Here is an 11,638-nt window from a genome sequence, read left to right as displayed (position 1 = left end):
CCCCAACAGGAGGACCCGAGATGGACGAGAACGCCCGCTACCAGGTGCTGCGCAACGACGAGGACCAGTACTCGCTGTGGCTCGCGGACCTGGAGATCCCCGCCGGCTGGGAAGCGGTGGGCAAGGAGGGCACCCAGGACGAGTGCGCCGCCTACGTGGACGAGGTCTGGACCGACATGCGCCCGCGCAGCCTGCGCGAGCGGATGGAGCAGGCCGGCGCCTGACCCGGCCGCCGCGTGCGGGCCCGCGCCCGGCCGCCGCCGGGCCGGCCCGCACGGACCGCCACCGCCGCACCGCGGCACCCTTCGGCACCACCACCGCACACCCCGCGCCCGGGCCAGGCACCCGGGCGCGGCACCGATACGTCCACCACGGCGGGGGAAGCGCGGAGCACGGGGGCTCCACCGGGCACACCGGTCCGCACACCGCCGCGGCGGTGCCCGGGCGGCGGCCCGGACCGGCACCGCACCCCCTCCGGACGTCCTCCCGCCCACCACGAGACGGGACTTCCGGTATGACCCCGACAACCGTGCACACCGACCGCCTGGTGCTCACCCCCTACCGCCCCGGGGACGAGGACGCCTTCGTCGCCCTCCTGCGGGACGAGGCGGTCTGCCGCTGGATGGGGCAGGAACGCGCGCCCGAGAAGGAGATCCGGACGGTGTTCCGGGCGATCCTCGACGACGTCTACCCCAAGGCCCGGTTCGACGTGTGGGCCGTCTGGTCCGAGGGCCGCTACGTCGGCCACGCCGAGGTCAAGAAGACCGGCAACGTCGACGGCCACGAACTGGTCGCCGCGCTGACCAGACCCAGCTGGGGAAGAGGGCTCGGCACCGAACTGGTGCGCGGCCTCATCGACTACGCCGCCGGCACCCTGCGCCTCCCCGAGGTCTACGGCATGGTGGGCGCCGAGAACACCGCCAGCCTCGCACTCTGCGCCCGCCTGGGCTTCCGGCACGTCCGCGACGTGGTGGGGGAGGACGGCACGGTGACGAAGATGCTGGTCGTACCGACCGCCTGACCGTCCGGGGCCGGGCGGCCTGCCCGCCCGGTACCCGTCCCGCAGCGGTCACCTCAGGCATGAAGACCCCGTGAAAACCCTGTGGAGGCGATGTCGGTGGGTCCGCCTATGCTGCACCGGTAGATCGCGAAGGCACCACGAGGGGGCGCGGCATGTTCGGCAAGCTGTTCGGCAGGGGAGCGGAGAGACCCGCGGCGGATCCGCACGCCCTGCCCGTCCCGCCCCGGCAGAAGAACGGCATCTACCCGCTGCGCGCGCTCGGCGACGCGCGGGTGCACGCGCTGGTGGAGGCGGCCGGAGCCGGCGACTGGGCGGCGGTCAAGGCCGCGGCCGCCCCCTTCGACCTCGGCCGCGACCACCAGGTCCTCGGCCGGCTCGCCGAGGTGGCCGGCCTGGAGGAGTGGATCGGCCGGGCCGTCGAGGAGGACGTCCCGGGCCCGCCCTGGCCCGCCTCGACGCGGCGATCGACCAGCTCGCGGCCCACGGCCACACCGACGAGGCCGAGTCCCTGACCGCCCTGGCCGCCCGCCTCCGCGACACCGAGTAGCCCACCCCACCGGCCCCGGGCCGGCGATGCCGAGCCGCCGGGCCCGACACCCCGTCCGGGGGCGTCGGGCCCGCAACGCCGCGGCGCGGCGGCCTCACCGGCCCCGGGAGGTGCCCCGCCCGCCGCCGAGGACGCCGCCGGAGCGGGGCTTGACGAGCACCGGGCAGGAGTTCCACAGCGCCACCCCGGCGGTGAGCAGCTCCGCCACCGCGCGCCGCTCGGCGGGGGTCCACGCGGTGCACTCGCCGCCGCACAGCTTCTCGTAGGCGCCGTCCTGCGCGGGGCCCGGCCGGGGGAGCCGGGTGGCGGCCCCGCCCAGCCCGCGGGCCAGATCCTCGAAGAAGTTCCACGCCTCCAGCACCGCGCCCGGAGGGACGCGCCGCCGCTCCGGAGCGTCCAACCAGCGCTCGACGAGGGCGAGGTGCAGCATGCCGGCCTCGGGCGTGGTCAGCCTCCGCCCCCGCCGGCCGGCGTACACCCGGGCCTGCCGCACCGTGCCGAACACCGGCACCCGCCGGCCGCCGGCGTGCGGCAGCGCCACCACCTGATCGGGGTCGTCACCGGCACCGCCGGCCCACAGCACCACCCCGCCGCGGCCGGTCCCGCGCACCCGGTAGGCGTGGAGACTCCCCCGCCGACCCCGCCACCCGGGCGCGAACACCTCCGCCGTTCCGCTCTCCACCATGCCCGCACCCTGGCACGAACGGCGGGAAGCGGCACGGCATTTCCCCGGCGGCCGCCCCGCCCGCCCGGGGCGGGGGTCACTCGCGGCGCCACAGGGCAGGGACGCGGGGCGGCTCCCAGCCGGCCATCGAGATGTGGGCCTGCACGCAGCGGTAGGCACCGCCCTGATAGGTGACCCGGTCGCCCGCGGCGTAGGGGCGGCCGGGCGTCCAGGCGCCGCCGGGCGGGTCGGTCGGCGGATCGGTGGGGTCGCCCGGCCCCGGCGTCCCGTCGGCGTCCAGCACGAAGTCGAAGGTGCCTTCCCGCCCGCCGCCGGCCCCGCGGACGTTCATCAGCAGCGCCGCGTCGAAGAGGGCGTCGGTGGTGTTGCGCGGTTCGCCGGGGAAGTACAGCTGGGTGGTCAGGACGGGCCGGCCGGGGGCCTGCACCTTGACGTGGAGGTGGCGCGTGCGGCCCGGGTAGAGGCCCGGCACGATCGTGGTCAGCGAGAACGCGCCGCCCGCCGCCGTGAACTGGTGGCCGCGCAGGGTGTAGCCGGCCATGTCGTAGTCGCCGGCGTCGTCGGCCTGCCAGAAGTCGAGCAGCACCCCGGAGAGCGGGGCGCAGCGGCGGCCGAAGACGTAGCCGCTGACGGTCAGCGGGGTGCCCGGCGTGCCGGGGTCCACCAGGTTCGTCCGCAGCGGGGAGGCGGGCTTGAAGTACGGGCCCTCGATCTGGTCGTGGGTCGGGCCGTCCCCGTCGTCGCAGGCGGGCGTCGCGGACAGGGTGCGTCCGCGGCCGGCGGCGTCGCGGGCGAGCGCCACCGTGCCCGACGACAGCAGCGGGACCGCGGCCCCGGCGGCGACGGCCGCCTTGAGCAGGCTCTTGCGGCTGATCGGCCGGCCGGCGCCGGTGTCGCGGTGGGGGAGGGGTGTCATGGCGATTCCTCGGTCTCCTTGAGTAGGGAAGGAAGAGGGACGGGACGTGCCTGACAGGTGACCGGGGAGCGCGGCCGCGGTGGCCCGTGAACACGGCGGCGCGCGGACGGGGCGGGCCCCGGCGCGCACGCCGCGCGATGCCGTGCGCGGGGCCGGCCGCGGTGCGGTCACCGCCGATGACGGTACGGGCGGGGGCGGCGGTTCAGCGAGATACCGCTCGATCCCTCTGGGCGGCGTTATGGAGGAAAACGCGCCTGCGGCGGCCCCCGCCGCCCACCCGGGTGCCGCGCTCAGACGGCCCCCTCCTCCAGCGCGGCGGCGCCGCGGGCCGCCGGCCGGGCGGCCTGGCCGGCCCGGGTCCGCCAGTCCGTGTAGGTGTCGCAGTGCGCCGCGGTCCGCGCGTGCGCGTGCAGGGCCTGGGCCAGCATCGTGGCCGCGGTGTCGGGCCGCTGGTGCGCCGGGTGCCAGCCCAGTACGTGCCGCCATTGCAGGGGCGTACCGGCGAGCGGGCGGGTGGTCAGGCCGGGGGTGGGCGGGAAGGTGGCGCGGCACAGGCCCACCGCCCGGCCCACCTGCACCAGGTGCGCGCAGGAGACGGTGTCCGTCTCGTACATCCGGCGGGGACTGAAGCCGGCCCGGGCGCAGGCGGCGGTGAAGCAGTCCCCGAAACAGCCGTCGCCGGGGACGCACACCCAGGTCTCCCCGGCCAGGGCGGCCAGCTCGACCTCCCGGTCGCGGGCGCGCGGATGGCTGTCGGGGAGCATGACGAAGATGGGCTCGACGGCGATATCGCGCCAGGCGAGGTGCGGGGCGCCGGGGGGCGGGGCGGTCCCGCAGGCCCCGGCGAGCGCGAAGTCCAGGCGCCCTTCGGCCAGCAGCTCGGCCAACTCGCGCTCGGACCAGGAGACATGGGTTCTGACCGCGGTGTCCGGGGCGGCGTCGGCGAGCCGGTCCACCAGCGCGCCCAGCAGCGGGCCGTGGGTGGCGCCCAGCCGCAGGCGTGCGGCCTCCCGCCGGGTGCGGGCGAACCGGGCGGCCTCCCGCTGGAGTTCGCTCACCGCCGGCAGCACCACCCGGGTGCGCTCCAGGACGAGTTCGCCGAGCGCGGTGGCCCGTACGCCGTACCGCCCGCGCTCGAACAGCGCACCGCCGAAGGCCCGCTCGATCCGTCTGAGCTGCGCGCTGAGCGCGGGCTGGGCGAGGCCGAGCGCCGTCGCGGCTCTGGTCAGACTGCCCGCGTCGGCGATCGCGCGGAGGATCCTCAGATGTCGTAACTCCAGTTCCATGAAGGGAGCTTGCGCAATACGGGGACGGCGGGCAAGAGGTTGTTGAAACTTCAGGTGTCGGGCCCGTGGGCCGCGGTTCCCGGTCGGCGGCCGGGCCGCGGCAAGGGCCCGCACCGCGTCGCGATGCGGGCCCCGGTGCCGGCGGGGACGGCGGCGGCAGGGGGTCAGACCCCCGCGACGGACCGGATCCAGGAGCGGTACGCGGTCACGTTGCTGTAGGCCGTGGTCGACTGGCGGTCGCTGGTGGAGGCGACGCCGACCTGGACCCCGTTCGCCATCATCGGGCCGCCGGAGTCGCCGCCTGCGGTGATGCCGTCGCCCCAGGAGGCGCAGATCGCGGAGCCGCCGTAGGCGTCGGTGCAGCCGCCGGTGACGGTGACGTCGGCGTACTTCAGGTAGCGCGACTGGCAGTTGATCTCCGAACCGCACCGGGAGGTGGCGCCCCAGCCGTAGACCTGCACGTTCTGCCCGACGCTCACCGAGCCCGGCTGGCCGAGGACGGCATAGGTCGTGGACACCGGGCGGTCGAGGCGGACGAGCGCCAGATCCGCCCCGTGGGTGTAGGTCTGCACGCCGTTGGCCACGGTGCCGCCGCTGTACTGGTCCAGGCTCCCGATGCGGAACGACAGCGCGCCGCCGGCGACGCAGTGCTTGGCGGTGAGCACCCAGGTCGGGGCGATGAGGCTGGCCGAACAGGTCTCCTGGCCGTTCGCGTAGAGCCGGGCGGCCCAGGGGCCGCTGTCGGCGTACTGCCCGCCGATGATGGGCCGCGGCCCCGGGGCGCCGGGGCCGGCCGGCGCCGCGGTGGCGGTGGGGGCGGCGAGGGCGAGGACGGCGACCGCCGCGGCGGCGAGCGCGGGCACGAGCTTGGGTATACGCAAGGTTCCTCGATCCGGAAGGCACACCGCGGTCGGCGTGCGGGGACGGGGCCGACGGCCTCGGGGGCCGCGCCCACGGCGACCGCCGGAACGACCGGCCGGTTCGCCATGGACACGCACATACTTGCGCAGGGCGGTGTGAACGCAGTACTAACGCTTCGCCATAACACGGACGTTATGGAGCATCCGGCGGAGCGGCCGGGCCCCCTCCCCCCACGGCGGTCCTCCACCCCTGCGTTAGCCGGGCGTTAGCCGCGCGGCAGGCCCGCGGTAGCGGCCCTGGGCAGAGTGGATGCCGTACCGAGCAGACCACGCCACCGACCGTCCCGGAGGGACCTCGCATGAGCTCCAGCACCACTGCCCGCGCCCGCACCCACGGCCGCCGCCGCGCGCTGCGCGTCGCCGCCGCGGCCCTGACCGCGGCCGCCGCCCTCTCCCTGACGGCCTGTTCCGGTTCGGACGCCGCCGGGGGAAAGCCCGCGGGCCACGCGGACACCGGCGCGGCGGCCGCCGGATCGGGTGCGTCCGCCGCGGCCCAGGGTTCGTCCTCCCGGGCGGATTCCGGTGTGCCGAGCGCCGCCAAGGGGAGCACCGCCAAGGAGAGCACCGCGGGTACGCGGTCCGGCGGCACGCACACCGGCGCGGCCACGGCGTCGTCCCCGGTCCACACCCAGCCCCTGGCGGACGGCAGCACCGCCGAGATCTACCGGCTCGCCGGCGGGCACTACCGCGCCAAGATCGTCAGCCGTGGTGCGGTGCTGGCCACCCTGGAGACGAGCGACCAGCAGGTCGACGCGGGCCTCGACGCCAACGACATGTTCGTCCTGCTCACGATGGGCGGCGAGGTCCGTTCCTGGATGGGCGGCGGCCGGCAGGGGCCGGGCACCTTCACGCTCGCGGGCGGCTGGACGGCCAAGGTGACCAAGGCCGGCGAACAGCGGTACCGCGCGCAGATCATCGGCCGTGACGGCTCGGTGGACGCCACCCTGGAGACGAAGGGGCACGACGTCGGCGTCGACGCCAACGGCGTCTCCATCGTCCTCAGCACCGGCGGCATCATCAGCGCCCACGGGTAACCCCCTCACGGCGGGCCTCAGGCGGCCGGCGGCCGCGCGGTGAGGGCCGGGCGGACCCTGGTGAGCATCAGGTCGAGGAACTGGTCGGGGTGGCGGAAGCCGGCGAAGTGACTGGCGCCGCGGATCAGCGCGAACTCCTTGACGGGGGCGCTGACCTCGTCGAAGAAGCGCTTGGCCGGCTGCGGCGGGGTCAGCACGTCTGCATCGCCCTGGAAGACGAAGAACGGGATCGCGAACGCGGTGCCCTCGGCCCGTTCGTCGATGGCCGCGGCCTGCACCTGGAGTTGCTCGGAGTAGTTCATGGCCCCCAGGTAGGCGCGCAGGCCGCGCAGGGTGTGCAGGGGGGAGAACCACAGCGAGCGGACCACCACCGTCTTCATGGTGTCGTAGGACAGCGGATCGCTGGTCAGGACCAGCTTGTTGAAGGCGGCGACCTGCCGGACCGTCCAGGCCCGCCGGTCGGCGCCCATCTCCAGCGCGGCGGCCAGCTCCTTCTTCTTCCCCGCCGCGCGGAGGCGGTCCACCATGGCGTCGTACGCGGAGCGTTCGCGGCCGCCGTCGAGGATGTTCTGGTCGGTGCCGACGTAACCGGAGTACAGCTCGGGGTGGTTGCGGGCCAGCCGCAGGCCGAGCACGGTGCCGAAGGAGTTGGCGACCAGCAGCACCTTCGGCACGCCGAGCCGGGTCCGGACGTACTCGGTGACCTCCAGCGCATCGCGGTGCAGCTGCTCGAAGCTCAGCTCGCCCTGGCCGCCGGGGCCGGCGGCGGCGAAGGTGAAACCGGCGCCGCGCATGTCCCAGCGCACGACCGTGAAGTGCTTCTCCCAGGCGCGGGTGCGCGGGAGGAACACCAGGTTGGAGGCGCCCGGGCCGCCCAGGATCTCCAGGACCACCGGGTTGCCGAGGTCCTCGCCGCGGATCGAGATCCACTGGTCGAGGCCGCCGATCCGTACGAACCCGGACTCGTCGATGCCGTGCGGAGTGGTGAGGCGGATCTTCCTGGCGAGCGCGGCGCGCTTGAGCTGCCGGTGGCCGAGCAGGCCGGCCAGGGGCGCGGCAAGGGCGGCGGCGGTGACGGAGGCGACGGCGACGATCACGGTTACTCCCCTAAACTGTTTATCGCGTCAGCAGATGCGTTTAAGGTATATACAGTTCTTGGGCGGCGTCAACCGGCCCGCCGACCAGGACGAGGAGGAGAGCCGACATGGCCAAGGAGAAGGCCCGCGACCTGCGCACCGGTATCGCGCTGCTGTGGGGCGAGCAGGACCGGCCGACCCGCGGGCCCAAGCCGAGCCTGACGCCCCGCCGGATCGCCGACGCCGCGGTGGACCTCGCGGACGCCGAGGGCCTGGCCGCGGTCTCCATGAGCAAGGTCGCGGCCGCCTTCGACCTCTCCGCGATGGCGCTCTACCGCTACGTCCCCGGCAAGACCGAACTCGTCGAGCTGATGGTCGAGTCGGTCCTCGCCCAGGTGCCGGACCTCTCGGCGGTCGAGGGCGGCTGGCGGCCGCGCCTGACCCACTGGGCCCGCCTCTCCCAGCAGGTCCACCGCGCCCACCCCTGGCTGCTGGCCGCCACCGCCCTGCGCCGCCAGGCCATGGGCCCGCACCAACTGGGCTGGCTCGACGCCGCGTTCGCCGCCCTCGAACCCACCGGCCTGCCCGCCGCCCAGCAGCACCGCATCTTCGTCCTGATTGCCGGCCTGGTCCGCACCGTGGCCCAGGAGCAGGTCGACTTCGACCAGCAGCACGACCAGGAATGGAACCGCCTCACCGGCGAGCTGATCACCCGCCACGCCGCCCGCTTCCCCCACCTCACCCACGCCATCGCGCACGGCGCCTTCACCCCCGACACCGCCGACCCCCTGGACTTCCCCCTGGCCCGCGTCCTGGACGGGGTACAGGCACTCATCGACCGGACGGACCGGGACGGCCGGACGGACGGGAACGAGCGGAGGGGCGGGGAAGAACCGTCCTGACGGAATCGGGGCGGGCCGGTACGCGCGGGGTGGCCGGGCCACGCCGCGAGCACCGGCCCGCCGACAGGCCGGTACGCGTCCGCCGGGAACTGCCGACCGCCGCCTGCCAACTGCCGCCCCCGCTCCGCTAGCCGGTGATGTCGATGGTGTCCTTGGTGGGCGCGGAGGACGGGGCCGGGGCGGGGGCGGTGCCGGCCGGGCCGGCGGTGCCCGCGGTCACCCGGTTCAGCAGGGCCGTGAGGTCCAGGCCCGAGAGCGAGCTGAGGAGTTCCATCCCCTGGGCCACGTTGGTGGCCACGGTGCGGGGGAGTTGGGCGGCGCCGTCGGTGGAGATGACGGTCAGCTTGTCGACGGCGGCCAGCGGCTCGGACGCCTTGGCGACGATCTGCGGGAGCACCTCGACCAGCATCTGGAGGACGGCCGCGTCGCCGTAGCGCGCGAACGCGTCGGCCTTCTTGTGCATCGCCTCGGCCTCCGCGGTGCCCTTCGAGGCGAGCGCGGCGGCCTCCGCCTCGCCCTCCAGCCGTACCGCCTCGGCGAGCGCGGCGCGGTGCAGCTTCTCGCCCTCACCGGTGAGGCGGGCCCGTTCGGCGGCCGCCTCGGCCTCCTTGACCTGGGCGATGCGGCGCGCCTCGGCCTCCTGCTCGGCCTGGTAGCGGGCGGCGTCCGCGGGCTTGCGGACCTGGGTGTCCAGTTCCCGGTCGGTCAGCGCCGCCCGGCGTTCGGCGACCTTCTCCTGTTCGGAGAGGACCTCCTGCTGCCGCGCGGCCTCGGCCAGCGGACCCGCCGCGTTCGCCTTGGCGGCCGCCGCCTCGGTCTCGACCCGGATCTCGGCCTGCTTCAGGTAGAGCGTCCGCTCCGCGACCGCGATCTCCTCGGCGGCCTTCAGCCGCGCCTGCTCCGAGGCCCGCTTGGCGTTCGCCTCCGCGATGTCCGCCTCCTGGCGGGCCCGCGCGGCCTCCGGCCGGCCCAGGTCCTCCAGGTACGAGCCCTCGGTGGTGATGTCCTGGATCTGGAACGCGTCGAGGATCAGGCCCTGCCCGGACAGACTGGCCTCGGCCTCCTCGGCGACCTGCCCGGCGAACGCGGCCCGGTCGCGGATGATGTCCTCGACCGCCATCCGGCCGACGATCGCCCGCAGCGCGCCGGACAGCACCTCCTGGGTGAAGCCGACGATGCCGTCCTGCTGCTGGAGGAAGCGCTGCGCGGCGGCCCGGATGGCGTCCTCGCTGCCGCCGACCTTGACGATCGCGACGCCGTCGAGGTTGGCCTTCACCCCGCGCAGCGTGACGGCCCCGCGCACCGCCACCGGCAGATGTCTGCTGGACAGGTCCAGCGTGAAGCGCTGCTGGACGAACGGGACGACGAAGACACCGCCGCCCACCACGACCTTCTGGCCGCTGTTGTCGACGCTGACCCGGCCGGTCTCCGGATCGGTGGACCTCTTGCCGCGCCGGCCGGTGATGAGGAACGCCTCGTTGGGCCCGGCGACCTTGTACCGGGTGATCACCACCAGGGCGAGCAGCACGACGAGGACCACGGCGCCTATGACGGCTATGGCGACTGAGTTCATGAAAAATCCCCCTTGGGGTGATGGAACAGGTGGCCGGCGGAGGGCGGGGCCGCGCCGGGGCCGGTGCGGCGTCCGGCCGGGATACCCGGCTCCGGTGACCGGCGTCGGTGACCGGAGCCGGGTCCGCCGTCAGCGTTCGACGCGGCGGACCGCCACCGAGGTGGACGAGAGCGCGGCCTCCACCCAGATCTCGGCGCCCCGCTCCACGGGGACCGCGCTCCGGGCGGCCAGCTTCACGGGCTGCCCGGCGAGCCGCAGCAGCACCTCGCCGTACCCGTCGGCGGGGATCGCGGTCACCACCGATCCGGCGGTGCCGACCAGGTCGCCCTGGCGCGGCGCCGGATCCGTTCGGTCCCGCATCAGCGCCCGGCTGAACCGCCAGGTGGCCCACCCGGCGACCGCGCCCGCCGCCACCCCCGTGCCCGCGGCGGACGCGGTACCGAGTCCGGTGCCGGACGCGATCGCCCCGGCGAACCCGGCCATCGACAGGAAACCGGCGATCACGGGCAGCGACAGCAACCCGTCGAACAGCCCGTCCGGCGCACCGCCGAACAGGCCCTCCAGCACCCCGTCGAAGACCAGCGACAGCGCGAGCACGGCGATCCCGCCGATACCGAGACCCAGAAACCAGCCCATGACCAGCCCTTCCGTGCTCGCTCCCACCGCTCGAACGGGCATGATCGTCACACGTGGCCGGGCCGCCGCACATTGCCGTACCCCGGCAATCTTTACGCGTCTTTGATGTGCGGCCCGGTCGCCGCCGCCCGGTGCGAGATGCCCGGTCTGCGCCTCTTGACTCCACGCGAAATGGGAGGAAACTGGGACATAGCCAGACAACCGGAGAGCCGCACCGTCGACAGAGACGTCTGTTGGCAGGAGACCCTTGACGTGGCTCTGGTCAGGCCCCCGGAAGCCCCGCGAACCGGAGCCTCAGCGACGACTGAGGTAGAGGGTTGCGATGAGGACTCCCGGGGACTGTGTTGTCCGGAGCCGTTCGGGCCCTCTTCGCGGCCCGGGTATCCGGCCGCGTCAGCGGATCGCGCCGTCCTTCCGCTCGGACACCGTCCGTCCCGGCGCCCGGAGCGCGTACAGCTTCACCGGATGGCCGCCGGCCTCCCGAAGTCCCAACGGCCGTGCGCTGCGCGGGTGATGACCGTCGGCCGGTGCGCCCGGTGCCGCGCCGTCCACCGCCCGCGGCAGTGCGGTCCGTTCCTGCGTCATCCCGCCGTCATGGGCGGTCGCCCCGCTGCGCGCCATGGCCGCCGCAGCGCTCGTTGGCCTTCACCACGGTGAGGACGATCTTCTGGTGCCGCAGCGGCGTACCGGGCCTGGGCCGCTGGTCGCAGACCTTCCAGCTGCCGGGCCACAGGACGTGCCGTCCGGCGCCCCGGCCGTCGTGAAGCCGGACGCCGGTGTCGTAATTCAGCGCCTGATAGGCGGAAACCAGGCCCTTGCCGCTGAGGTCGGGCATGGTGCCGTCGGCGGCGCGGGCCGCGGTGGCCGGGACGAGCGCGGCGAGGGCGGCGGCGCCCAGGGCGAGGGGGAGCGCGGCGGCGGTGCGGCGGGCACGCGAGGTGGCTGTTCCGGTGCTGCCGGGCATGCCGGTCATGGCGGTCATATCGGTCATGACGGGAGAACGCCGCGGCGGCGGCGGGGGTCACGGCGGTGCGGCAGGTGG

Annotated in this window: 13 protein-coding genes and 1 pseudogene; 5 read left to right on the top strand and 9 right to left on the bottom strand. The window is 74.8% G+C overall.

Annotation, left to right across the window (positions count from 1 at the left end; genetic code table 11):
- Positions 1-20 precede the first annotated feature (20 nt).
- The 3 genes and pseudogenes from MUU72_RS05500 to MUU72_RS05490 all read left to right on the top strand — a co-directional run.
- Entirely contained in the window at positions 21-224 is a 204-nt protein-coding gene (locus MUU72_RS05500; protein ID WP_248011968.1) for an MbtH family protein, read from the top strand.
- A 290-nt stretch (positions 225-514) separates the two neighbouring features.
- The gene (locus MUU72_RS05495; RefSeq protein ID WP_248011967.1) at positions 515-1,021 is read left to right on the top strand and encodes a GNAT family N-acetyltransferase; all 507 of its coding nucleotides are present in this window, start codon (positions 515-517) and stop codon (positions 1,019-1,021) included.
- 152 nt (positions 1,022-1,173) lie between these two features.
- Positions 1,174-1,449: pseudogene (locus tag MUU72_RS05490) on the top strand (hypothetical protein); the annotation flags it as partial.
- A gap of 213 nt (positions 1,450-1,662) precedes the next feature.
- Here MUU72_RS05490 and MUU72_RS05485 read toward each other — a convergent pair.
- The 4 genes from MUU72_RS05485 to MUU72_RS05470 all read right to left on the bottom strand — a co-directional run bounded on the left by MUU72_RS05485 (position 1,663) and on the right by MUU72_RS05470 (position 5,336).
- Positions 1,663-2,253: a hypothetical protein gene (locus tag MUU72_RS05485; protein ID WP_248011966.1), complete on the bottom strand. Its 591-nt coding sequence runs from the start codon at positions 2,251-2,253 to the stop codon at positions 1,663-1,665.
- A gap of 76 nt (positions 2,254-2,329) precedes the next feature.
- Positions 2,330-3,169, bottom strand: coding sequence for a dioxygenase family protein (locus MUU72_RS05480; RefSeq protein ID WP_248011965.1), 840 nt, complete (start codon positions 3,167-3,169; stop codon positions 2,330-2,332).
- 290 nt (positions 3,170-3,459) lie between these two features.
- Entirely contained in the window at positions 3,460-4,455 is a 996-nt protein-coding gene (locus MUU72_RS05475) for a LysR family transcriptional regulator (RefSeq protein WP_248011964.1), read from the bottom strand.
- A 164-nt stretch (positions 4,456-4,619) separates the two neighbouring features.
- On the bottom strand, positions 4,620-5,336 hold the full coding sequence (locus MUU72_RS05470) for a S1 family peptidase (RefSeq protein ID WP_248011963.1): 717 nt from the start codon (positions 5,334-5,336) through the stop codon (positions 4,620-4,622).
- Positions 5,337-5,674: 338 nt separating this feature from the next.
- On the opposite strand from MUU72_RS05470, the gene MUU72_RS05465 reads away from it, so the two are divergent.
- Entirely contained in the window at positions 5,675-6,409 is a 735-nt protein-coding gene (locus MUU72_RS05465) for a hypothetical protein (protein WP_248011962.1), read from the top strand.
- A 17-nt stretch (positions 6,410-6,426) separates the two neighbouring features.
- Here MUU72_RS05465 and MUU72_RS05460 read toward each other — a convergent pair whose 3' ends face one another.
- Positions 6,427-7,506: an alpha/beta fold hydrolase gene (locus MUU72_RS05460; protein WP_248011961.1), complete on the bottom strand. Its 1,080-nt coding sequence runs from the start codon at positions 7,504-7,506 to the stop codon at positions 6,427-6,429.
- A gap of 107 nt (positions 7,507-7,613) precedes the next feature.
- Between MUU72_RS05460 and MUU72_RS05455 the strand changes: the two genes are divergently transcribed.
- Positions 7,614-8,387 (top strand): TetR/AcrR family transcriptional regulator, encoded by a 774-nt coding sequence (locus MUU72_RS05455; protein ID WP_248011960.1) that lies wholly within the window; start codon positions 7,614-7,616, stop codon positions 8,385-8,387.
- Between the two features lie 127 nt (positions 8,388-8,514).
- On the opposite strand, the gene MUU72_RS05450 is transcribed toward MUU72_RS05455, so the two are convergent.
- The 4 genes from MUU72_RS05450 to MUU72_RS05435 form a co-directional block, all read right to left on the bottom strand.
- The gene (locus MUU72_RS05450; RefSeq protein ID WP_248011959.1) at positions 8,515-9,960 is read right to left on the bottom strand and encodes an SPFH domain-containing protein; all 1,446 of its coding nucleotides are present in this window, start codon (positions 9,958-9,960) and stop codon (positions 8,515-8,517) included.
- Positions 9,961-10,089: 129 nt separating this feature from the next.
- Positions 10,090-10,596 (bottom strand): NfeD C-terminal domain-containing protein, encoded by a 507-nt coding sequence (locus MUU72_RS05445; RefSeq protein ID WP_248011958.1) that lies wholly within the window; start codon positions 10,594-10,596, stop codon positions 10,090-10,092.
- 393 nt (positions 10,597-10,989) lie between these two features.
- The gene (locus MUU72_RS05440; protein ID WP_248011957.1) at positions 10,990-11,181 is read right to left on the bottom strand and encodes a hypothetical protein; all 192 of its coding nucleotides are present in this window, start codon (positions 11,179-11,181) and stop codon (positions 10,990-10,992) included.
- Between the two features lie 7 nt (positions 11,182-11,188).
- Entirely contained in the window at positions 11,189-11,587 is a 399-nt protein-coding gene (locus MUU72_RS05435; protein WP_248011956.1) for a hypothetical protein, read from the bottom strand.
- Positions 11,588-11,638 lie beyond the last annotated feature (51 nt).

This window comes from Streptomyces rhizoryzae (assembly GCF_023155275.1).
In the GTDB taxonomy this organism is placed as follows: Bacteria; Actinomycetota; Actinomycetes; order Streptomycetales; family Streptomycetaceae; genus Streptomyces; species Streptomyces rhizoryzae.
This window is presented reverse-complemented; position numbering and strand designations above follow the sequence as displayed.

Excerpts from the sequence above, each read along its gene's own strand:
- MUU72_RS05500 (WP_248011968.1), top strand. The coding sequence starts at position 21 with ATGGACGAGAACGCCCGCTACCAGGTGCTGCGCAACGACGAGGACCAG.
- MUU72_RS05495 (WP_248011967.1), top strand. The coding sequence starts at position 515 with ATGACCCCGACAACCGTGCACACCGACCGCCTGGTGCTCACCCCCTAC.
- MUU72_RS05485 (WP_248011966.1), bottom strand. The coding sequence starts at position 2,253 with ATGGTGGAGAGCGGAACGGCGGAGGTGTTCGCGCCCGGGTGGCGGGGT.
- MUU72_RS05480 (WP_248011965.1), bottom strand. The coding sequence starts at position 3,169 with ATGACACCCCTCCCCCACCGCGACACCGGCGCCGGCCGGCCGATCAGC.
- MUU72_RS05475 (WP_248011964.1), bottom strand. The coding sequence starts at position 4,455 with ATGGAACTGGAGTTACGACATCTGAGGATCCTCCGCGCGATCGCCGAC.
- MUU72_RS05465 (WP_248011962.1), top strand. The coding sequence starts at position 5,675 with ATGAGCTCCAGCACCACTGCCCGCGCCCGCACCCACGGCCGCCGCCGC.
- MUU72_RS05455 (WP_248011960.1), top strand. The coding sequence starts at position 7,614 with ATGGCCAAGGAGAAGGCCCGCGACCTGCGCACCGGTATCGCGCTGCTG.
- MUU72_RS05450 (WP_248011959.1), bottom strand. The coding sequence starts at position 9,960 with ATGAACTCAGTCGCCATAGCCGTCATAGGCGCCGTGGTCCTCGTCGTG.
- MUU72_RS05445 (WP_248011958.1), bottom strand. The coding sequence starts at position 10,596 with ATGGGCTGGTTTCTGGGTCTCGGTATCGGCGGGATCGCCGTGCTCGCG.
- MUU72_RS05440 (WP_248011957.1), bottom strand. The coding sequence starts at position 11,181 with ATGACGCAGGAACGGACCGCACTGCCGCGGGCGGTGGACGGCGCGGCA.
- MUU72_RS05435 (WP_248011956.1), bottom strand. The coding sequence starts at position 11,587 with ATGACCGATATGACCGCCATGACCGGCATGCCCGGCAGCACCGGAACA.